Origin of the sequence: Marinobacter shengliensis (assembly GCF_003007715.1) — a bacterium.
GTDB classification, from domain to species: Bacteria; Pseudomonadota; Gammaproteobacteria; order Pseudomonadales; family Oleiphilaceae; genus Marinobacter; species Marinobacter shengliensis.
The window spans coordinates 115,359-136,533 of record NZ_PXNO01000023.1 but is presented as its reverse complement, the minus strand read 5'-3'; the positions used below and the strand labels follow the sequence as shown (position 1 = coordinate 136,533).

The following is a 21,175-nucleotide window of genomic DNA, read 5'->3' as shown; positions in this document are numbered from 1 at the left end:
AATAACTGACATGAGTGTACCCGCACGAACACAAACTCCTGTTGATGAAAATCAAATACGAATCAGTTTCATTTGCAGTATATTGCGAACCATTCTCAACCGTAAGCAGTTATCGGAGAACTCCATGAATCGACGCCCCCATCCACTGGCTTTAGCCATCTTTGCCTTTTCCGCTTTACCCGCAGCACACGCTGCAACCGGCCATTCTTCAGAACTTAAGGAACTGGTCGTAACCGCCAAAGGCTACGAATCCGACACGCTGGAAACCGCGAGCGCAACAGAGCGTTTAACCACGGACCACACTGTCGCTTCAAAAACCGCCGGCGATCTCTTCCGTGGCAAACCCGGTCTGGCGGTCCAGGGCGATGGCGGCGCCTGGGGTGGTAACCCGGTTATTCGCGGCCTGAAAAAGGAGAGTGTGGTACTTCTGGTGGACGGTGTCCGCCTGAACTCTGCCCAGCCCCAGGGGGCCATTGCATCCCTGGCAGACATGAGCCTGCTGGAAACCGTCGAAGTGGTCAAAGGCCCGGCCTCGGTACTGCATGGCACCGGCGCCATGGGCGGCGCTATCAACCTGCGGACTCCAGAGGCGACTTTCTCAGAACAACCTGAAGCCCATGGTCGATTCTCCGGCAGCACTGGCACGGTGGACAGCAGTCTGGCCGGCGGCGCCCTGCTGGAGCTTTCCAGCAAGAACCACGGCCTTGTCATCGGTGCCGCCGCCAAAGATGTGGACGACTATGAAACACCCGACGGTGATGTTGAAAACAGCGGCTTCCGCTCGGAATCCTTTCTGGCGAAATACGCTTTCAGGTTAACCGACAACCAGAAACTGACCCTGAACCTGCAGAACCATGAAGACCGGAAAGTCTGGTATCCGGGGTCTGCCAAGCCCGGCCCGGGCGGCAACGGAACCCTGACGATCCATTCGCCCAAGCAGAAGCGCACACTTGCGGAGCTTGGCTACGAGGCCGGTATCGGTACCGGTACCCTGGAGACCAGCATTTATCGGCAGGAAGTGGACCGGCAAATCCGCGCCTGGTGGGATTTCAAGGAGCGCAACCAGGTGTGGAACGATGTCAGTTTCCGCACCGACGGTGTTAAAGCGCAGTACAGGTTGCCTGTGGGTGATAACCACCTGGTCACGGTTGGGGCCGAGGGCTGGGAAATGACCGGTGACCCTGAGCGTTTTACCTACAACCCGCCCATGTCAGATAACGCTGTTGCCAACTCACCCTTCCGGGATGGCGAAATCGAGAGTCGGGGCCTGTTCGTGCAGGATGACATCATGGCCGGCAACTGGAACATACAGCTCGGTGCACGCTATGACAAAGTGACAGGCGATGCACGGGTGGTGGGCAACGGACCGGCAGCCAGAACCGAGGGGTTAAAGAACACTTCCGAAACGCTGTCCTGGTCTGCCGGTGCCATCTACAACCTGAGCGACATGGTCAATCCTTACCTTAATATCGGTACCGCCTACCGTGCACCTGACATGCGCGAACGCTTTGAAGATGCCACCCGGGGTGACGGGTTCTTCCACCGTGGTAACCCTCAACTGGATCCGGAAAAATCCACCAGTGCGGAAGTTGGCCTGAAAGGTCGCGGCCGTCTGGGCCAATACCAGGTTGCAGCCTTCTACACCCGGATTGATGACTATATTGCAGGGCGTATCACAGGCCAGAACCACCCCCAGAATAACCTGCCCATCAAACAGACCGAGAACCTGGATGAAGTGGTCATCTACGGTGCCGAAGCCGGTTTCGTGATGCCACTGGAAGCCCTGAACACCACCGCCCCCGCCATCGACCTGGATGGCAGCCTGACCTGGCTGCGGGGTAAAAACAAACAGGACAACGAGCCGCTGTACCAGATGCCGGCACCGGAACTGACCCTGGGACTGGGCCAGCAAAACCGCCTCGGCTTTAACTGGCATGGGCAAGTGCGAGCGGTAGCCGAACAGGATCGGACTGCCGATGTCTTTTCCAACGGCACGGAAAACAGCACCCCCGGCTATGCAACTGTGGACGTTGAGCTGGGCTGGAACTTTGGCGCTACCGGCAGCCTCAGTGCACTGGAAGTCTCGGTTGAAGGCAACAACTTGCTGGACAAGCGTTATCGGGAGCACCTGACAGACGGCGGTATACTATCGCCGGGCCGGGGGCTGGTCGCTAAAGTCTCCGGCCGCTTCTGATTTCGATGAGCCGTGCCAGGGAAGGCAGCGGCTCAGATCATACCAAGCTCGAGGCGCGCTTCCTCATCCAGGCTGTCATAACTCCAGGGCGGATCGAACACGATATCCACCTGACACTCCTGTACATAAGGCACCTGCAAGGTCTTGCTCCTGACATCATCAGCGATAATGTCGCCCATGCCACACCCCGGCGAGGTCAGAGTCATAGTGACCTTCACCAACTGTTTTTCCTGGTTGATATCCAGGCCGTAGACAAGACCCAGACTGACGATATTGACGGGGATTTCCGGGTCATATACCTGGCGCAGGCTGTCCCGGCATTGATCTTCACTGATCAGGCCATCCTCCGGTGGTTCAAACATGACGATATCAGTTTGCAGGCCCAACTGACGGGCCACCTCCGGAGACAAACGGTAAAGGTTACCCTCGTAGTTCACTGTAAAACTGCCGCCAAGTGCCTGAGTAATGGTGACCTCTGCCCCCTCCGGGATCGTAAAGTCCGTTCCGTAGGGAACGCGCAAGGCAGGACAATCCTGAGATACCGTGAAGGTTTTGGGTGGTTTTGCCGGCTTCTTGCTGTTCGGGGCCTTAATGGTCAGAGTCTGCAGCTTGCCTTCGCCATGCACACCAATTTCCATATCTTTGAGGTAAGGCACACTGGATGCATCAAAGAACAGGGTCAGATCTTCAAAATCCCGACGGATATCATTGGCGGACTCCTCTCCCGGCGGGCAGAAGGCCAGGCACGTTTCTGCCTGAGAGGTACCGCCCTTATCCACATACACTCTGGCGGCCATACCCGGCACCTCCTGTTTTGCCAACACCGCATTCAGATAGTCGCGGGCAGCCGGTGTTACTTCAGCGTTGATCTCCACAGTTCACCACCTCCCGCTCTCTCTGTTTTTCCCGAAGATATTTCGCCCAGTTGGATTTGCATTCATCCCGAACCAGCTCCAGCCAGCTCAGGTGCTGCGCCCAGAGCTCTTCTTTTATGTTTTCCGGCTTACTGCACGTCATCACCATCTCCTCCCTCACACGACAAGAAAATGAGAATAATTCTTGACTATCTGTAACATGTATTTTATATGTATTTTAAAGCAAGAGAGGAGGATGAGCAATGAACTATCAGGATATTCTTGGACGCTGCAGCGAAACCACTGTCAGCCAGCTGGCAAGCAGAAGCCCGGAAACACTCGACGTGTTCCGCCGATACGTGCCACATATCGACAAACACCGTCAGGCCACCGTGGAAATGGTCGCCTCCATTGCCAATGTTGAACCAGGGCAGTTATGCCAGGAGCTGTTTGACACAGTCATGGAGCAGACATCTATTGAAGAGCTGGATACTGACGTACTGCTGGAGCTGATACTGCGGGGGTACGATGCTGCTCACCTCGCAAAACTGCCCGAAATCCACCGGCTCGCCCGCAAGATTGAGGCGGTTCACAGAGCCAACCCAGACGTACCGAAAGGCATCACGCTGGCGGTCAAAAAGCTGGAGCGCCTGCTTCGAGATCATATCGAGAAGGAGAACACTCACGTACTGAACCAGATGGCGCATGACCAGCCCCCACGCCCGGAAACGCCCATCGCCCAAATGAACGAAGAACATTCAATCATCAAAAAACAACTGAAAAAGCTCCGCGACATGACCAGAAACTACCGGGCACCGGAGTCGGCATGTCGTTCATGGAGGCGCTTCTACCATGAACTGAAAGCTCTGGATTTCAGGCTTTCCGAACAAATCTACCTGGAGCGGGATGTACTGTTCCCGCGTTTTCAGTTCTGAACAGAGGGGACAGAATTATGGCCTTTAAACAACTGAAAAACCTGATCGAGTGGATAACCGAATACCACGAACTGCTCGAAAAACAGTATGAGATGCTGGCTGAAGTGCAGGAAGACGAACGTATGCAAATGGCGCTCAGTTTTCTTGCAAGTCGGGAGCATCGCCAGGCGGAAGCCATGGAGGACTTCCTGCAGGATACCGACGATGATTTGATGGACGCCTGGCTGGTTGACTCTCAGGATTTCGAAAGCCGCCGGATCCCGGACCGGATACCAGCCTGTACAGGGTGCCATGACATACAGGATGTTCTGAAGAACATCCTGGGTTCACACAAAACCCTGACGGAAATGTATGAACTGCGCGCCAAACTTGCCCAGAATAATCGTGAGGCGGAACTCTTCAGGGAGCTGGCAGCCAACCAACAGGCAGAAGCCCGCCTGCAATCCAGGGATATTGGGCGGCTGGAAATGTACTAACGACGCACCACCAACGCTTACGGTCCGCATGAAACCCCGGTCAAGCCGGGGTTTCGTTTTTCTGAAGATACTCCCGGTATACCTGGATGGAGGCCATCAGGCTTTCCCGATAAGCGGCACCGTATTGATTGCCACAGGAATCCGATTCCCGAATGGCAGACTCGTACTGGGCAATACCCTGATGAGCAAAGACCAATGCCGCTGCCCTACCATCACGGTTCTCAACAAAGGCCAGCCTTTGCCATTCCCGACTCTCCCGGGTATCCATCCGTTGCCTCCTGGGTTACTTCACCGCTTGATGCAGCATAGCTGGTGTGTGTTCGGCGTTAAACACTTCCGTGCAGCGCGAGAATGGCACAAGTTACACCTGCGTTTTCCCACCGTCTAATACTCCAAACACACTTTCCTCTGCTAACCTGACATTAAACTAATACAGGAAATGAATCATTTTCTGGAGAATAGCAAAATGTCTGCCTTTATCGCTCGTGTGTATCGCTACAACCCGGAACAGGATGACGCCCCTTACAACCAGGATATCCAGGTCGACGGTGAATTCCGCAATCGCATGGTGCTCGATGTCCTGGAACACCTGAAAACCCGAGATGTTACACTGGCCTTCCGTCGCTCCTGTCGGGAGGGCGTGTGTGGCTCAGACGGTCTAAACATCAACGGCCGTAACGGGCTCGGCTGTATCACACGGGTAGAGGATGTGCTTGGGAAGAGGGGTATTCTCCAAATCCGGCCGCTACCGGGCATGCCGGTTATCCGGGATCTGGTGGTGGATCAGTCTCTGTTCTTTAAACAGTATGCCCGGGTACAGCCCTGGCTCATCAATGACAAGCCGGAACCGGCCATTGAACGCCTCCAAAGCCCGGAAGACAGAGCAAAGCTGGATGGCCTTTACGAATGTATTCTCTGTGCCTGTTGCACCTCAGCCTGCCCTTCATGGTGGTGGAACCCGGAAAAGTACATCGGCCCCTCCGGTTTGCTTCAGGCTTATCGTTTTCTGGTGGATTCGCGGGATACGGCCACCAGAGAGCGGTTGGAGAAGCTGGAAGACCCCTTTAGTGTATTTCGTTGCCGAGGTATCGGTAACTGCACAGCCTACTGCCCCAAGGGATTGAACCCCATGAAAGCCATCGGCCGAATCAAGGCGATGCTGGTGCGGGAACAGGTTTGAGCACCGCAAGCCAGGCAAAGTAACCAAACTGGCGGCCCCGCAGCGGGCCGCCGCGTTGATTATTTCCAGTAATCGTTGGCCGCTGCAACCGTCTGGAAGTGAACCGCGATCACTTCTGATGCATGCATCAGGGCCTCACCATCCTCTGAATATTTTGCCCGCTCCCGGAACAGAACCTCTTTACTGGACTGGGTGCTTTTTACTCCCATTCGGGACAGCTTGATGGCTAGCTCAAAACCCTCCTGTGGGGTATCCGTAATCAGGCTGGGCAACCAGACGTCAGCTTTCTCCTCTGCTTGAATCACCATCGGTATGAGCATGGCCAGTGCGGCCAATACGGCGGCTAGCTGTTTTTTTGTTTTCATCATCAGAATCTCCTTGCATCTCATCAGTCAAAACCCTCTAAAGGGAAGCACCTCCATTAATGGACCATAATACAATTATTTTCAATGAATCTTTAAGCTCATGGCGCTGCTACTAAAGATGCAGATTCAGCAGCGCCACACTGCCACCGTCGTTTATTCACGGCTTCATGGTACTGCTGATGATTGCTGAGGTGGGTGTCTCACTGGTGCTGGGGTCGGGCGCCCTCATAGCCACATGGCAGTAGCCTATAAAACAGGGAGATCACTCGGGAGCCAACCAACCACAAACCTCCAGCTCAGAACCGGCTGGTATTACTGAGCGCTACAGGAGAGATTGATGTTCAATGAACATGCGCATAAAATGGGCGCATCGATCTGTGTGAGGGCTAAACCATGCAAGCTTCCCAAGCTACCAAATCCATACGAAAGCCAACGAACCTGTCGCTAGATAGCGCCCTCCTCAAAGAGGCAAAAGCTCTGGGAATCAATGTTTCACGATCAGCAGAGGCAGGGATCGCAGAGGCTGTGAAGCTTCAGAAGCAGCAGAAGTGGTTGAAAGAAAATGCCAGAGCTCTCGCAAGCTCTAACGCATACGTTGAAGCTAACGGTTTGCCTCTTGCACGGCACCGGCAGTTCTGATGGCCCGTTTCGATATCTTTGAAAATAAGGATGGGGCTGGCTATCTTCTGGATGTTCAGTCAGACCTTCTCAGTGGCTTGAACACCCGAGTTGTTGTGCCACTGTTACCCAAGTCCTCGGCGCCCTCTCCTGCCCAGAGGCTGAACCCTGTATTTAACATTGAGGGCCAGGAGGTAGTCATGGCTACTCAGTACATGGCTGCTGTGCCTGAAAGCGAATTGCGTTTTGGTGCTGGCAGCCTCGCTGGGCAGCAAGATGAAATCTCCGCGGCGTTGGACATGCTGTTTTTGGGTTTTTGATACAGGAACTTCATGTTTTCAGTGGTGCGCCAAAGTCGCTAAACAAGGCACCGCGATGCCCACCGGCGTGCGAATCTGCGCACCGCTGGAATGCAGCACCTGCCCCTCTCAGGGCGGCGTTAAATCAACTGCCGGATTTCACTGGCCCGCCAGGTTTGAATATTGCCTCTGATTGCCATTCGATAGATCAGGCCGCTAATCAACCAAGGAAACCAACCGCCTTAACCGGCTCATCACATCCAGATTATTGGCTTCCATGGCCTCCAGTGCTTTCAGCGCATCTTCATGACGACTGTCATGGTGGGCCTGCACTGCCTTGATAGCGTATACATGCACCAGTCGGTGCGGCTCCTCAATGGCTTTAAAATCCATTCGGCCGGCATACTGTTGGTTGCCATCACCCTGGTAGTACCACTGGCCGAGCCGGCATTCAGTTTCTGAGGGAAGAGAGCCTGCAGTTCGATCAGACAGTCCAGCCAGAATCTGGTAAACCGTGAGCTTGATTTCCAGCTCTTCCAGGTTCGCCAGCTCAATTTCCGCCAACAAAGCGGCGTTACCCAGCGCCGTGGACGAATTGTCCGCAAGGTCAATCAACGACATCAGGCGACTTCTGGCAGTTTCCGCTTCTTCGGCCAGCTTTTGCATTTCTTCGCTGCTCGCCTTGCTGGCCCCGGAGACGGCGGAGGTCTGGCTACGAATCCGGTTGATGGCCTCCTCGATTTCACGGGTGGCCTCACCCGCCCGGAATGCAAGGTTACGGACCTCCGTCGCCACCACGCTGAACCCCCGGCCGTGCTCGCCGGCCCGGGCGGCCTCAATGCTGGCGTTCAGAGCGAGTAGCGAAGTCTGGTCAGACACACCGTCAATAACATCCACCAGCGACGTTATGCTTCCGGTTTCTGTTTCCAGCGCCTCCATCTGCCCGGCAGAACTCACTACTCTCTGGCGCGCTCCATCCAGACGCTGTACTAGCGTTGCCATGCCGTCGCGCACCTGGCCGGATTCATCCCGGGTTTTCAGGGCTTCACTGCGCCGGGAGCCGAGCAAATCCGACAACTCGCTGAAGGATCCTTTGAGTTCGCTCAGTGAGGAACTAAATTGACCAAGGCCTGCCATCAATCGGTGACCAAGCTCAAGTTCTGAGCGGGTCTTTACCAGCGCACTGCGCTCTTCTTCCAGTTCCGCTTCCAGCCTGCGATTCTGCTCATCTCGCTCAGCATATGCCTTGTTCAATGCCGACAGCTCCGCTTCAAGCGCTTCCACACGCTTTGTGGACGGCCAAAAACCCATAATCTTACTCCAGCCCATTAATAATGATTCATATTCTATACATGTTTAAGATCGTGACAGTAAGGGTTTGTAACAACTGGCCCAACCCAAAGCGGATAGCGGATGGCTTCAGAGCGTTTCGTTCAGGATATAACCCCGCAGCGCCACCGCGTTGTTGTGCTCGGTGTCTTTGGCAGCAAACACCAGCGTTATGCGTTTGTGCTCATCAAGGATCTTCCAGAGTGTTTCCAGGTCCTCTGCGGCATCGTCGGACTGAAGCTCTTTCAGGTAGCTGTCGCAGAACTCCGGCCATTTGTCCGGATCATGGCCGAACCACTTACGCAATTCAGTAGACGGAGCAAGCCCTTTCAGCCAGTGGGCGATGTCGGCATCTTCCTTGGCAACGCCCCGGGGCCAGATGCGGTCTACCAGTATACGCGGGCCGTCTGAGCGGGCGGCGGTGTCGTAGGCTCGTTTGAGTCGGATATCCATTAACGCTCTCCGATTGAACAAGTCTGCTCCCAGACTACTCCCGCATGTCGAGGGTTTCAAAAAGCGGAGTGAGTTTGTTACGGACGTTTTGCTTGTTTTCCATGCTCAGATACCCGGCCCCGATGGTGCCATTCAGCATCTGATCACTTCGGGCGATCTGCACCGCAAACCGGCGCACGCCCTGATCTGACAACTGCTCCCCCACGGTAATCACCTGCTCCGGTGACTGCAGGGCGCCATGCCAAGTCATCCGGCATTCAAAGTCCACGCCGGCCTTTTGCAGTGCGGAGATAGCCGCCCAGCTTTCCTGCCCGGCATGGCGGTTGGTGGTGATGATTTCATAGTCTGAAGGCAGCGCTTTGATGTCCAGGCCCACCCAGTCCAGCCAGGGCAACAGCGGTTCCAGCAGTTTCAGATGCGGGGCGCCGGTGTGCAGGCCGTTACGAAAACCCAACTCGCGGGTTTGTTGAAGGGCAGGCAACAGTGCTTTCTGAATGGTGGGTTCGCCACCACTAAACACCACAGCATCCAGCAACCCCCGCCGGCTTGTCAGGTGCCGATGAGCTTGTTTCCAGGTGATTTTTTCATCACCAGCTTCAAGTGGTATAAGATGAGGGTTATGGCAGTAATGGCAACGCCAGGGACAACCCTGCAGGAACAGGGTTGCCGCCAGGTGTTGCGGATAATCGACGGTGGAAAAGGCGGCCATGCCTCCAATCACCAGGTTATCCGCAGTCATTTCAACGCTCCCGGAAGTGGGTGCGTTCGCGATGCTCGGATTGCTTGCCTTTGTTAAAGGCTGAGACCGGGCGGTGGTAGCCCATTACCCGAGTCCACACTTCGCAGCGCTGGCGTTGGCTGTCATCGGGAAGTTTCTGGTTATCCATGCTGAACTCCTTCTTTGCTTTTTGGGGAAGTGCCGGCCGTTGCCAGCTGTGATAGCTGCCCGGCGAGCAACAGTTCGTCGCATTTCGGGCAGAATTCGTGTTCTCCGTTCAGGTACCCATGTACCGGACAGATGGAGAAGGTGGGCGTGACGGTGATGTACGGCAGCCGGTAATTCTCCAGCACCGTTTTCACAAACCGGCCGCAGGTGGCGGCATCGCTGATGCGTTCACGCATGTACAGGTGCAGAACTGTGCCGCCGGTGTAACGGGTTTGCAGTTCATCCTGAAGATCCAAAGCTTCAAACGGGTCGTCGGTGTACCCCACCGGAAGTTGGCTGGAATTGGTGTAATAGGGGGCATCCGGTGTACCTGCTTGCAGGATATCGGCAAACCGCTTCTGGTCTTCCTTGGCGAACCGATAGGTGGTGCCTTCGGCCGGAGCGGCTTCCAAATTATAGAGATGGCCGGTTTCTTCCTGGTATTGCTTCATCCGCTCCCGTACATGGTCCAGCAGCTCCAGCGCAAAGGCCCGGCCCTGCTCGCTGCTGATATCTTCCTGATCACCGGTAAAGTTGCGAACCATTTCGTTCAGGCCATTCACACCAATGGTGGAGAAGTGATTTCTCAGGGTGCCCAGATAGCGCTTGGTGTAGGGGAACAGGCCTTCCACCATCAGCCGGCCGATCTCCTGGCGCTTGGTTTCCAGGCTGTCCCGGGCCAGACCCATCAGCTCATCCAGGCGGGCAAAGAGCGCCGGCTTGTCTCCTTTATACAGGTAACCCAACCGGGCACAGTTCACGGTGACCACACCCAGCGAGCCTGTCTGCTCCGCTGAACCGAACAGGCCATTGCCCCGCTTGAGCAGTTCCCTCAGGTCCAGCTGCAGACGGCAGCACATGGAGCGCACCATGTTGGGCTCCAGATCCGAGTTGAGGAAATTCTGGAAGTACGGCAGGCCGTAACGGGCGGTCATTTCGAATAATCGCAGGGCGTTGTCGGATGCCCAGTCGAAATCCCGGGTGATGTTGTAGGTAGGAATCGGGAAGGTAAATACCCGGCCCATACTGTCGCCTGCGGTCATTACCTCGATGTAGGCCTGGTTGATCATGTCCATCTCGGCCTGCAATTCGCCATAGCTGAATGGCATTTCCTCACCGGCAATAATGGGTATCTGCTCCCGCAGATCGTCCGGGCAAACCCAGTCAAAAGTGATGTTGGTAAATGGCGTCTGGGTGCCCCAGCGGGACGGCACGTTCAGGTTGTAAACAAACTCCTGGATGCACTGGCGCACAGTGGCGTAGTCCAGGTTGTCCTTGCGGATAAACGGCGCCAGGTAGGTGTCGAAGGAGCTGAAGGCCTGGGCCCCGGCCCATTCATTCTGCAAGGTGCCGAGAAAATTGACCATCTGCCCGATGGCGCTTGAGAGGTGCTTTGGCGGGCCCGCTTCCACCTTGCCTGGCACACCGTTCAGGCCCTCGTGCAGCAGCGTGCGCAAGGACCAGCCGGCGCAGTAGCCGCTGAGCATGTCCAGATCATGGATGTGCAGGTCTGCTTGCCGGTGGGCCCGGCCGATTTCCGGGGTATACACCTCGTTCAGCCAGTAGTTGGCAATCACTTTGCCGGCGGTATTCAGAATCAGGCCACCGAGGGAATAGCCCTGGTTGGCGTTGGCGTTCACCCGCCAGTCGCTGCGGTGCAGGTATTCACCAACAGTGGCGGAAATATCCAGCAAGGCCGGATCAACAGGGTGCGAGGTGGTGTGGGCAGACATCAGGTTCCTCCTGGAAGCGCGTCAGGTTGTCGCAATAGGTGCAGCAACGTTCGCGAATACAGGAGGTCAGGCACGGGCGAATACCCGAGACATGATCAGCTGTTCACCCTGAATCGCGAAGGTGCAGTGCTTGTTGCCCTGGCAGGTCTTCGGACTCAGGGGCGTGAGCCTTTCGGCTCTGCCTTGCGTGGCGACTTCCCGGCTTTCGCCAGTGTCATCATGCCACGGTCGTTCCCCAATACCGCTGCGCGTCAGTTCCGGACTCTCACCGGATTCCTTACTACAAACACAATATGTTGTGTATTACCAAGGCAAACAAACTATATACAGAAACTTCCCTACCCTGCAAATTAAAATGTACCTGATCTGAACTTTTTGAATGGCTTTCATCTGAGCCCTGATCCGCCATTCTCCATCTTGTTTCTTGCTTGATTGGTATTCATCAATCAAAATAAAGCAATTAATTACTTTCTTCCCTGGACAACACTAATGGCAACAGCAAGAACCCCCGACAAACGACCCTACCAAAGCACCGAACTACGCCAGTCCGCCACCATCGAGGCGGTTGTTCAGTTATGTGCTGAGCAGGACCCGGCCACCCTTACCACCGCCCGAATTGCCGATGAAGTGGGACTGTCGCAGGGTGCGTTGTTCAAGCATTTTCCGAACAAGAACCGGCTGTGGGAATCGGTGGCCGGCTGGGTTTCGGGGCAGCTGACCAGCCAGGTATTCCGGGAAGCGGACCGGCATGAGCAAGCTGACCAGTCTCTGGAAGCCATGTTCCTTGCCCATGTGGGCTTCATCTCCCGACACCCGGGCATTCCCCGCCTGATGCTGGGAGAGCTGCAAAAACCGAGCAACGGCCCAGCCAAAACCATCGTCCGCCAGACCCTTGTCCGCTACCGCAAAAAGGTGGTCGGTTTACTTCAGCTCGGCATTGAACAGGGACACATAGCGGCCGGTATCGATACGGAAGCGGCGGCGGTGTTGTACCTAGGCGCCATTCAGGGGCTGGTGGTTCAGGGCATGGTGAGCGGAGAAATGGCCACCCTTGAGCAGACAGCCCCCCGAATTTTCAAACTATACGCCGCCAGCTTCCAGGAGATACCCAATGACCCGAAAAAATAAACTGACTCTGGCGCTGGCCCTGATTGCCGGCATTGCCTTTGTGGTAATCATGGTAAAGCTGAAGCAGCCCCCGGAAAGGGTCGAGGCACAGGCAGCCGCAACGCCGGTGCGGATTATGGAAATCACTCCTCGCGAGTTCCGTACCGAAGCCCGCGGCTATGGCCAGGTGCTGCCGGCCCGAAGCTGGAATGCGGTGGCCAACGTGGGTGGCCGGGTTATCTGGAAACACCCGGAGCTGGAAAGTGGCAATCTGATCCCAGAGGGCACTCGACTGCTTGAGATCGACCCGACCCGCTATGAACTGGCCGAAGCCTCCGCCAGGGCGGACCTAGCCGGTATTGAAGCGGAGCTGCGACAGCTGGACCAGGAAGAACGCAATACCGGCGAGTTACTCAAGCTGGAAGAACGCCGGTTAACACTGGCCCGGCGGGAGCTGGACCGGGCTGAAACCCTGGTGGCGCGGGGCGCCCTGTCGCAAACCCGCTACAACGAGCAGCAACGAGCCACCCTGCAACAGGAGCAGGCGGTTCAGACCCTGCGCAACCAGCTGAACCTGGTTCCGGTCCGGCGTGACATCCTGCAAGCCCGCATGGCCCGAGCGGAATCTGCCCTGGCCAGTGCCCGGGAAGACCTGGACGACACTCGTTTTGAAGCGCCCTGGGATCTGCGGGTACACCAGGCCGACATCGACACCGGCCAGCATGTCAGCCCCGGGCAGACGCTGTTCATTGCCGACGATATCACCCGCGCCGAAGCCACTGTGCAGCTGGAAGTGGCGGAACTGCGCCGGGTGCTGTCGCAGCTGTCCGGGGGCAGCCTGCCGAAAACTGGTTCCACCAACCACTTCACCGACTTTCATGATCAATTACCCCTGGACGAACTCGATATCCGGGTAACCCCCACCAACGTGCCGGATGCCCACTGGCCGGGCAAACTCACCCGGGTCACCAGCAGCCTGGACCAGGCCACCCGCACAGTTCAGGCCGTTATTTCTGTAGACGAACCCTACCGAAACGCCAATCCGCCAGCACGCCCGCCCCTGGTCCGCAACATGTTTGTGCAGGCAAGCATTACCGCGCAGACTCCGGAGCCTGTCATCGTCATCCCGGCCAGCGCGGTGCATCAGGGCGTGGTGTACCTTGCCGACGAGGACAACCGCCTGCAGCGCCAGCCAGTGTCTGTCGCCTGGCAACAAGGTGAAGATGTCATTATCGATGACGGACTGGCACCGGGAGACCGGCTGGTTCTGGATGACCTGGTTCCGGCCATCGACGGCACCCTACTGACCCCGGGAGATCAGCCATGATCCGCTGGTTCGCGGGACACCCGACCGCCGGTAACCTGCTGCTGATCCTGATTCTGGCAGTAGGCCTGTTCGCTGCACCCAACCTGAACCGGGAAACCTTCCCCGACTACCTGCCGCCGGAAGTCAGCATCACCATGGAATACCGGGGGGCCACCGCAGCGGATGTGGAAGAAGCCATCTGTCAGCGACTGGGTGAAGCGCTGCAACGGGTGGATTACATGAAGGAGGTTTCCTGCACCGCCCGGGACAACCAGGCCCAGACCATCGCCAGCATGGCACCACAGGGTGATATGGGCCGGTTTCTGGATGATATCCGCACCGAAATCGAAGCCCTGACCGACCTGCCCGAAGAAGCAGAAAACCCCATAATCCGTGAGTTGTACCGCACCAGCCTTGTAGCCGCCATCGCGGTATACGGGCCCATGAGCTTTTCTCACCTGGAAGCCTACACCAGTCAACTGGAGGACCGCCTGTTCGCCATGGACGGGGTGGCCGATGTGATTCCCGTGGGCCTGTCCCAGCGCCAGTGGCACATTGAAGTATCCCGGGACCTGCTGCGCCAGTATGGCCTCGGTGTGCGGGATATTGCCCGGGCCATCAACAGCCAGAACCTGGACATGCCACTGGGCACCATCGAGACCGACAGCCAGGACATCCAGCTGCGGTTTGTGGATGAACGCCGTTCCCTGCATGCCCTGGCCGAACTGCCAGTGATCGGCGGAGCAGCCGGCGCTGTGCTGACGCTAGGCGACATTGCCACCATCACCGAGGCCCACGAACGGGAAGAGGAACGGGTGGATTTCAACGGCCAACGCGCCATCATCCTGGAGATCCACAAAAACCGCCACGACGATGCCCTGCGGGTGATGGATTCCCTGGAAGCTTTTATCGACGAGGAAAAGGCCAGCCATGGCGGCAATGTTGAGCTGAAAATCACCCAGAACATGACCTCAATCGTCGAAGACCGCCTGCAAATGCTGGTGGGCAACGGCATCACCGGTTTGCTGCTGGTAGGCCTGGTGATGGCCCTGTTCTTCCGCCCCCGCCTTGCCTTCTGGGCCCTGTTCGGGCTTCCGACTGCGTTTGCCGGTGCCTTTGTGGTGATGGTTCTCACCGGCCTGTCCCTGAACATGATCACCCTGGTGGCCCTGCTCATGGCCATCGGTATTGTGATGGACGATTCGGTAGTGATCACCGACAACATTGCCCAGTGGCACGCCGACGGCAACAGCCCGCTGGAAGCGGCTGCCAAAGGAACCCGGGAGATTCTGCCCGGGGTGTTGTCCTCCTTCCTGACCACGGTGTCCGTGTTCATCCCGCTGGCGTTTCTGGCCGGAGAACTGGGCGCAGTGCTGGAGGTGCTGCCGGTGGTGCTGATTGCGGCACTGGCCGCCTCACTGATCGAAGCCTTCTGGATATTGCCTCACCACCTGAAAAGCGGCCTTGGCAAAAAGCGCGAGAAAGCGCCTTCCCGCTTTCGCTCCGCCTTCGACAACGGCTTTGAAAAAACCCGGGAGAAAGTGGGGCAACTGGCCGACGGGGCTATCCGTTTCCGTTACGGCGTGCTGGCAGGCATGCTGCTGATACTTCTTGGCTCCGTGGGGCTGATAGCCGGCGGTCATGTGCGCATGGAAGCCATGCCGGAAATCGACGGCGACGTGCTGGAAGCCCGGGTGCTGATGCCCCAGGGCACGCCACTGCACCAGACCCAAGCCATTACCGAGCGCATCACCTCGGCCATGCTCCGGCTCAATGAGGAATACACACCAGACCAGCCCGACCAGCAACCCCTTGTGCAGAACATCCAGACCCGCTTCAACCAGCACGCAGGAGCGGGCGAAAAAGGTGCCCATGTGGCCACCGTGATGGCTGATTTGCTAACAGCAGAGCTGCGCACTGTAGATCTCGCCGCCCTTACCGACCGCTGGTATCAGGAAATCGGTGAGATTCCGGGGCTGATTGCCCTGAATATACAGGAACCCGGCTTCGGCCCCGCCGGCATTCCCATCGAAGTCCGCCTGCAGGGCAGTGATCTGGATGAGCTGAAAGCGGCCGCCCGGTATCTGAGCGACGAAGTTGCCACCTATAACGGCACCTTCAACGTGCTGGATGATCTGCGCCCTGGTAAGCCCCAACGCACCCTGTCACTGAATGACCGTGCCCTGTCCCTCGGCTTAACAGCGGCCGAAGTGGCCAGCCAGATCCGAACCGGACTGCTCGGTGATATCGTGGATACGTTACAGATCGGTGATCAACACATCGAAATCCTGGTGCGCCAGACCAGCGCAGAGCGCAACACCCGACAGTTCCTGGAAGATACCGTAATCACCACCGGCCAAGGCCAGATGGTGCCGCTGCGGGAAGTCGCCACCATCACCGAGGAACGGCAATGGTCACAGGTTACCCGTATTGATGGCCTGCGCACGGTCACCGTCTCCGCAGATGTCAACGGCCGGGAAACCAATGCCGATGCCATCGTGGCCGACCTGCAGAGCCAGGCGTTCCCGAAACTGCGTGAACAGTGGCCAGAGATTACCTTGCAGATAGAAGGCCAGACCGCCCGCTCCCGGGAAACCGGCCAGTCCATCGCCCGGGGATTGCTGATCGGTCTGTTGGGAATCTTTCTGATTCTGTCGTTCCAGTTCCGCAGTTACCTGGAGCCGATCATCGTGATGCTCGCCATCCCGGTGGCCTTTATGGGGGCCGTCTGGGGCCATATGCTGATGGGTTACAACCTGTCCATGCCCTCGCTGATCGGCGCCGCCTCACTGGCCGGCATAGTGGTGAACAACGCCATCCTGCTGGTGCAGTTCATCAAGAGCTATCGGGCACAAGGCATGAGCGCCAAAGAAGCCGCCGGGGCCGCCAGCCGCGCCCGCTTCCGGGCCATCCTGATTACCACCAGCACCACGGTAGCCGGCATGCTGCCGCTGCTGGCGGAAACCAGCACCCAGGCCATGGCGGTCATTCCACTGGTGATCTCGGTGGTGTTCGGCCTGCTGGTGTCCACCTTGCTGATCCTGATTGCCTTGCCCGCACTCTATGCGATTCTTGAGGATCTTGGTTGGGCCAAAAAGGGAAAGCCCTGAACGGAAGAAGGCGGGGTTGATTACCCGGCTTCCGGTTCACGCACCAACCAAATCCATACCCGGCCTGCCATACCAATACCCGTTGCAGGGTGGTGCTTCCACCAGCTGCAGCGGGTCGGCGGCCGGCACTTCTCCCCGGCGCACCTGATCAAAGCGTCTGACCACCTCATCCATGCCCTGATGTTCCGGGCTCAGGCGGACGGTGCTCACGCCCATTCGTTCCATATCCGGCAACTCCCTCATCAGATCATAGCGGGAGCCAGACAGGGTAGAAATGCCGTTCAGGCGGAACAACTCCTGGCTTTCCCGGGAGCGCAGCTCCATGCCATCCGGATGCTCCAAACAGCGGAACTCGCAGTTGTCCTTGGGCAGGTTGTAATGGCGGGCGGTGAAGCAACGGGACGACCAGGCCAGCGGCAGGAAGCCCCAGGAGAATACCTCGGCGGGCAGATCCAGGCCTTCGGCTTTCAATTCCCTGATCAGCTGTTCCAGGGTTTCCTTCCCGAGTTCCACCGGCAGGTTCCAGCCTTGCAGTCCCTGTCTGGCCAGGATTTTCAGGGTGGCGGTGTTGTAGATGTTCATGGAGGGGCCGGTAACAAAAGGGATCTTGTTACGGATGGCCACCTGCAGGGCGCTCTGGTCGTTGGCTTCCACCAGGAAATCATCCTGTTCGCAGAACCGGCGCAGGCGGCGCAGGTCGGCTTCGGATTCAATCAGCGTGAGGGTGGAAAGCACCACGTTCTTGCCGCAGGCTCTCAGGTCCCGGGCCAGGTCAAGCCAGTCATCCGGCTTCAGTTCCCGGCGACGGGAACAGACCACCTCGCCAAGATAAATGATATCTACCGGCCATTCAGCGGCCTTGGCGTAGAAGTCGAACACGGACTGCTTGGACCAGAACCACAGAATCGGGCCAAGGGATAGTTTCATCATAATCTGCTGAACCTTATTTCCACTTGCGGTGATAGGCGCCAATGGTGGTCAGGCCACCCTCGGACAGCCCGGCCAGCGTCTGATTCCACTGGCTCTCTACAGAAAACACGCCCGGTGTTGCTTCCAGCCGATCCAGTGCCTGGCGCCAGGTGCGGGCCACGTCGGCAATGTAGGCGGGGCTGCGTTGGCGCCCCTCGATCTTCACCGCGCTGATACCCAGCTCTTTTAGCTCTGGCAGCAGGTCCAGGGTATTGAGGCTGACCGGCTCTTCAATGGCATGATAGACACTGCCCTCCACTTCAAAGCGGCCCTTGCACAGGGTCGGGTAACCGGCCGACTCGCCCTGGCCATAACGGTCGATCAAGACATCGTTCAGGCGGGATTCGAGACCTTGCGGGGTTTCCTGCCAGCGCACGGCTTTGGCGGGCGAGCAGGCGCCTCGTGTGTTGGGAGACTCATCGGTGAGATAGGAAGACAGATAACAACGGCCCTCCGCCATAATGCACAGACTGCCGAAGGCGAACACTTCCAGCTCCACCGGGCTGTGTTTGGCAACGCCCCTCACCTGATCAATGGACAGTACACGGGGCAGAACCGCCCGGCGGATATCGAAATTGTCTTTATAGAACGAGAGGGCTTCGTGGCTGGTGGCAGAGCCCTGTACCGACAAATGGCGAGGGGTGTCCGGATATTTGCTGGCGGCGTACTCCAGCAGGCCCATATCGGCCAGGATGATGGCGTCCACACCCAGGTTCGCGGCGCAGTCCACCGCACCCTTCCATTGTTCCCAGCCATCAGGCTGCGGATAGGTATTGATGGCACAGAATACCCGGCTGCCCTTGGAGTGGGCGTATTCAATGCCCTCCCCTGCGCGCTTTTCGTTGAAGTTCAGACCAGCAAACTGGCGGGCATTGGTGCTGTCGCGAAAGCCGAAGTACACCGCATCGGCGCCGTTATCGACGGCGGTTTTCAGTGCGGGAAGGCTACCGGCGGGGCAGACAAGTTCCATGGTTTTCTCCGCTGAAAGACGTGCCGGCACCATACCCGCCAAGCCACTAAGGCACCTTGACCTTTGTCAGCGGAGCGGGCGATAACCGCCTTCTACCCCAAAAGCAGTACTCTACGCAGTTGCCCGTACAGGATCATTTTTTCTAACCAGGCCATACAGATAGCATTACTTTACAGGCACTTACAAAGCCCAACCTACCCCATCAGCTACCCCGATTCGTGAATACCCTCGGCTGCTACACTTGCCCACAATGGACGAATTAATTTAGTGAAGGGGATCTTCCATGTCATTCCTTAATAACCTCTCCATGCGGGGCAAGCTCATTACCCTCGTGCTTCCGGCCCTGCTGGTCATCGTTTTCTTTGCCGCTTTCAGTATCAGCCGTAACGCGGATGAGCTGGGCAACATGCGCCAGTTGCAGGCCATGGTGAACCTGGCAGAGCTGGCTGATCCTTTGATTGAGTCCCTGCAAAAGGAGCGCGGCCGCTCGGCCGTTCTGCTGTCGAGTGCGGCAGGTTCCAGCGGCGAGCAACAGTCAAAGCGCGACCTGGATGCCCAGCGCCAGGATACAGACCGAAGCCTTCGAACCTATCGCGACGGGCTCCGAGTCCTGGTGTCTGACACCGAATTTGATGGCGTGATCAAAGCCAGTATTGACCGCCTTGAACAGCAACTGTCTGGCCTTGGCCGGCTTCGCCAGGGCATCGACAACCGCAACATCAATAGTGCCGACTCTGCCAGCCAGTACACCACGATGATCATGGAAATGGTTGACCGGGTTCCCCTGCTGGTGCGCCGCTCAACGGACGCCGACCTGAGCCGCCAGATCAACGGCTATTTTGCATTGGCGGGAGCTGTGGAAATGGCCGGGCGGGAGCGCGCTAACGGCGCGGCGCTCATTCGATCCGGGGACTTTGACCTGCCAACGCTCGGGCGGGTAACCGGCATGCGCGGTCAGCAGGATGCCTACCTGAATTCGGCCATCAGTATGTTGCCGGGCGATTCGGAACTGCGGGGAGACATCACACAGCTGGCAAACCTGCCGGTAAGCCGCGAGTTCCGGAGCCAGCGTGAAACCCTGCTGAGCAGTCCGTCTGGCATGTATGCCCTGGACCCCGGCGAGTGGTTCACCGCAGCAACCAGACGAATTGAAGCCATCAACCGTATCCGCAGCCAGATGCTGGCCCAAGTGGAAGCCGCGGCTACCGAAGCGGTAGGTGATGCCCGCAAGGCACTTATTGGCGCCTCTACGATTGCAGGCGGTGCCATCATTATCGTGATCTTGCTGATGCTGGTGATCATCCACGCCATCCATAACCAGGTAGCCGCATTGTTGTCTGGCGTGCGCTATGCCATGGACAACAAAGACCTGACACGGCATATCCCGGTGTCCAGCCAGGACGAAACCGGCACTATTGCCAAGGCGGTCAACGAACTTTTCGGCCGGTTCAGCGAAGCCCTGATGCAGATCGATAAGGCCAGCGTGCAACTGGCCACCGCCACCGAAGAAACCAGCTCCACCGCGGGCCAGAATTCCGGCCAGATCAAGAACCAGCAACAGCAGATTGAGCAGGTAGCGGCCGCCACCGAAGAAATGTCCGCCACCTCGGAGGAAATCTCCCAGAACACCCAACAGGTTGCAGACGCTTCCAACAGCGCCATGGACAAGAGCCGGACCGGTGAGCAGGTGCTGCACTCAAGCGTTAAGCAAATCCGCACCCTGGCGCAATCGGTTCAGGAAGTAAATCAGGTGATCGAAGAGCTGGAGGAACGCAGCGGCACCATCAGTGAAGTAGTGGATGTCATCCGTAAAGTGGCGGACCAGACCAACCTGCTGGCTCTGAATGCTGCCATCGAGGCGGCACGAGCTGGCGAGCATGGCCGGGGCTTTGCAGTGGTGGCCGATGAGGTACGGACCCTGGCCCAACAAACTCATGAATCGACTACCCAGATTGAAGAAATCATCAACGGCTTCAAGAACATTACCGACAGCGCCAGCCGATCCATTGTTGCCAGCCACAAGCTCGCCAACCAGACCAGCGAACAGGCCTCTGAGATGGAAAAAACCTTCGCGGACATCCTGACGGACGTAAATAGCATCTCCGACATGGCCACCCAGATTGCCACTGCATCGGAACAGCAAGTCGCGGTGACACGTGAACTGGCAGGCAGTATGGAGACGGTCAGCGAAGCGGCCATTCTGACGCTGACCGGATCACAGGAGATTAATCAGGTGACTCAAGAGCAGGCCAGACTGGCCCGCAAGCTTCAGGATCTGGCCAACGAGTTCAAAGTGGCTAGCTAATTCATCGAGTCAAACCAACAAGGGCTGCCATTTGGCAGCCCTTGTTG

The 21,175-nt window shown here is 57.4% G+C and carries 20 protein-coding genes, 1 pseudogene and 1 riboswitch; of the genes and pseudogenes, 10 read left to right on the top strand and 11 right to left on the bottom strand.

Going from position 1 to position 21,175, the window contains the following annotated elements:
- The first annotated feature begins 124 nt into the window (after nt 1–124).
- Complete coding sequence (locus C7H10_RS09880; RefSeq protein ID WP_106694729.1) at nt 125–2,194, top strand: TonB-dependent receptor plug domain-containing protein; 2,070 nt, start codon at nt 125–127, stop codon at nt 2,192–2,194.
- A gap of 32 nt (nt 2,195–2,226) precedes the next feature.
- Here the strand turns inward: C7H10_RS09880 and C7H10_RS09875 are convergent, their stop codons facing one another.
- Nucleotides 2,227–3,069: an iron-sulfur cluster assembly protein gene (locus C7H10_RS09875; protein WP_106694728.1), complete on the bottom strand. Its 843-nt coding sequence runs from the start codon at nt 3,067–3,069 to the stop codon at nt 2,227–2,229.
- Nucleotides 3,053–3,211 (bottom strand): hypothetical protein, encoded by a 159-nt coding sequence (locus tag C7H10_RS19205; RefSeq protein ID WP_167392892.1) that lies wholly within the window; start codon nt 3,209–3,211, stop codon nt 3,053–3,055. The genes C7H10_RS09875 and C7H10_RS19205 overlap by 17 nt, the downstream gene beginning before the upstream one ends.
- A 100-nt stretch (nt 3,212–3,311) precedes the next feature.
- On the opposite strand from C7H10_RS19205, the gene C7H10_RS09870 reads away from it, so the two are divergent.
- Nucleotides 3,312–3,983, top strand: coding sequence for a hemerythrin domain-containing protein (locus tag C7H10_RS09870; RefSeq protein ID WP_106694727.1), 672 nt, complete (start codon nt 3,312–3,314; stop codon nt 3,981–3,983).
- A gap of 17 nt (nt 3,984–4,000) precedes the next feature.
- Nucleotides 4,001–4,459: a hypothetical protein gene (locus C7H10_RS09865; protein WP_106694726.1), complete on the top strand. Its 459-nt coding sequence runs from the start codon at nt 4,001–4,003 to the stop codon at nt 4,457–4,459.
- Nucleotides 4,460–4,499: 40 nt separating this feature from the next.
- Here C7H10_RS09865 and C7H10_RS09860 read toward each other — a convergent pair whose 3' ends face one another.
- Complete coding sequence (locus tag C7H10_RS09860; protein ID WP_106694725.1) at nt 4,500–4,727, bottom strand: hypothetical protein; 228 nt, start codon at nt 4,725–4,727, stop codon at nt 4,500–4,502.
- 198 nt (nt 4,728–4,925) lie between these two features.
- Between C7H10_RS09860 and C7H10_RS09855 the strand changes: the two genes are divergently transcribed.
- Nucleotides 4,926–5,639 carry a succinate dehydrogenase iron-sulfur subunit gene (locus C7H10_RS09855; RefSeq protein ID WP_106695154.1) on the top strand — a complete coding sequence of 238 codons (714 nt, stop codon included), beginning with the start codon at nt 4,926–4,928 and terminating at the stop codon, nt 5,637–5,639.
- Between the two features lie 59 nt (nt 5,640–5,698).
- Here the strand turns inward: C7H10_RS09855 and C7H10_RS09850 are convergent, their stop codons facing one another.
- Nucleotides 5,699–6,007: a hexameric tyrosine-coordinated heme protein gene (locus C7H10_RS09850; protein WP_244178244.1), complete on the bottom strand. Its 309-nt coding sequence runs from the start codon at nt 6,005–6,007 to the stop codon at nt 5,699–5,701.
- A gap of 390 nt (nt 6,008–6,397) precedes the next feature.
- Here C7H10_RS09850 and C7H10_RS09845 point away from each other — a divergent pair, with 390 nt between their 5' ends.
- Nucleotides 6,398–6,643 (top strand): type II toxin-antitoxin system CcdA family antitoxin, encoded by a 246-nt coding sequence (locus C7H10_RS09845; protein ID WP_106694724.1) that lies wholly within the window; start codon nt 6,398–6,400, stop codon nt 6,641–6,643.
- Nucleotides 6,643–6,942 (top strand): CcdB family protein, encoded by a 300-nt coding sequence (locus C7H10_RS09840; protein WP_106694723.1) that lies wholly within the window; start codon nt 6,643–6,645, stop codon nt 6,940–6,942. The genes C7H10_RS09845 and C7H10_RS09840 overlap by 1 nt, the downstream gene beginning before the upstream one ends.
- 195 nt (nt 6,943–7,137) lie before the next feature.
- Here the strand turns inward: C7H10_RS09840 and C7H10_RS09835 are convergent, their stop codons facing one another.
- The 5 genes and pseudogenes from C7H10_RS09835 to C7H10_RS09815 form a co-directional block, all read right to left on the bottom strand.
- Nucleotides 7,138–8,232, bottom strand: a complete 1,095-nt coding sequence (locus C7H10_RS09835; protein WP_167392891.1) for a methyl-accepting chemotaxis protein — start codon at nt 8,230–8,232, stop codon at nt 7,138–7,140.
- A gap of 108 nt (nt 8,233–8,340) precedes the next feature.
- On the bottom strand, nt 8,341–8,703 hold the full coding sequence (locus tag C7H10_RS09830) for a DUF488 domain-containing protein (protein WP_106694721.1): 363 nt from the start codon (nt 8,701–8,703) through the stop codon (nt 8,341–8,343).
- 34 nt (nt 8,704–8,737) lie between these two features.
- On the bottom strand, nt 8,738–9,442 hold the full coding sequence (locus C7H10_RS09825; RefSeq protein ID WP_106694720.1) for an anaerobic ribonucleoside-triphosphate reductase activating protein: 705 nt from the start codon (nt 9,440–9,442) through the stop codon (nt 8,738–8,740).
- Between the two features lies 1 nt (nt 9,443).
- Nucleotides 9,444–9,590, bottom strand: a complete 147-nt coding sequence (gene nrdD / locus C7H10_RS19420) for an anaerobic ribonucleoside-triphosphate reductase (protein ID WP_048496192.1) — start codon at nt 9,588–9,590, stop codon at nt 9,444–9,446.
- A pseudogene (locus tag C7H10_RS09815) lies at nt 9,583–11,334 on the bottom strand (ribonucleoside triphosphate reductase); the annotation flags it as partial. The gene nrdD and the pseudogene C7H10_RS09815, both read right to left, overlap by 8 nt.
- Nucleotides 11,335–11,484: 150 nt before the next feature.
- A riboswitch (cobalamin riboswitch) is annotated at nt 11,485–11,687 on the bottom strand.
- Nucleotides 11,688–11,850: 163 nt separating this feature from the next.
- Between C7H10_RS09815 and C7H10_RS09810 the strand changes: the two are divergent.
- Genes C7H10_RS09810 through C7H10_RS09800 form a run of 3 tightly spaced genes read left to right on the top strand, consistent with a single transcriptional unit; the run spans nt 11,851 to nt 16,884 of the window.
- Nucleotides 11,851–12,489 carry a TetR/AcrR family transcriptional regulator gene (locus tag C7H10_RS09810; RefSeq protein ID WP_106694719.1) on the top strand — a complete coding sequence of 213 codons (639 nt, stop codon included), beginning with the start codon at nt 11,851–11,853 and terminating at the stop codon, nt 12,487–12,489.
- Entirely contained in the window at nt 12,473–13,795 is a 1,323-nt protein-coding gene (locus C7H10_RS09805; protein ID WP_106694718.1) for an efflux RND transporter periplasmic adaptor subunit, read from the top strand. The genes C7H10_RS09810 and C7H10_RS09805 overlap by 17 nt, the downstream gene beginning before the upstream one ends.
- Nucleotides 13,792–16,884 (top strand): efflux RND transporter permease subunit, encoded by a 3,093-nt coding sequence (locus C7H10_RS09800; protein WP_106694717.1) that lies wholly within the window; start codon nt 13,792–13,794, stop codon nt 16,882–16,884. Before C7H10_RS09805 ends, C7H10_RS09800 begins: the two co-directional genes overlap by 4 nt.
- 36 nt (nt 16,885–16,920) lie before the next feature.
- Here the strand turns inward: C7H10_RS09800 and C7H10_RS09795 are convergent, their stop codons facing one another.
- Both C7H10_RS09795 and ubiU read right to left on the bottom strand, forming a co-directional pair.
- Nucleotides 16,921–17,814, bottom strand: coding sequence for a U32 family peptidase (locus C7H10_RS09795; protein WP_106694716.1), 894 nt, complete (start codon nt 17,812–17,814; stop codon nt 16,921–16,923).
- A 13-nt stretch (nt 17,815–17,827) separates the two neighbouring features.
- Nucleotides 17,828–18,823: a ubiquinone anaerobic biosynthesis protein UbiU gene (gene ubiU / locus C7H10_RS09790; RefSeq protein WP_106695152.1), complete on the bottom strand. Its 996-nt coding sequence runs from the start codon at nt 18,821–18,823 to the stop codon at nt 17,828–17,830.
- A 283-nt stretch (nt 18,824–19,106) separates the two neighbouring features.
- Here ubiU and C7H10_RS09785 point away from each other — a divergent pair, with 283 nt between their 5' ends.
- Nucleotides 19,107–21,128, top strand: a complete 2,022-nt coding sequence (locus C7H10_RS09785) for a methyl-accepting chemotaxis protein (RefSeq protein WP_106694715.1) — start codon at nt 19,107–19,109, stop codon at nt 21,126–21,128.
- The last annotated feature ends 47 nt before the right edge of the window (nt 21,129–21,175 follow it).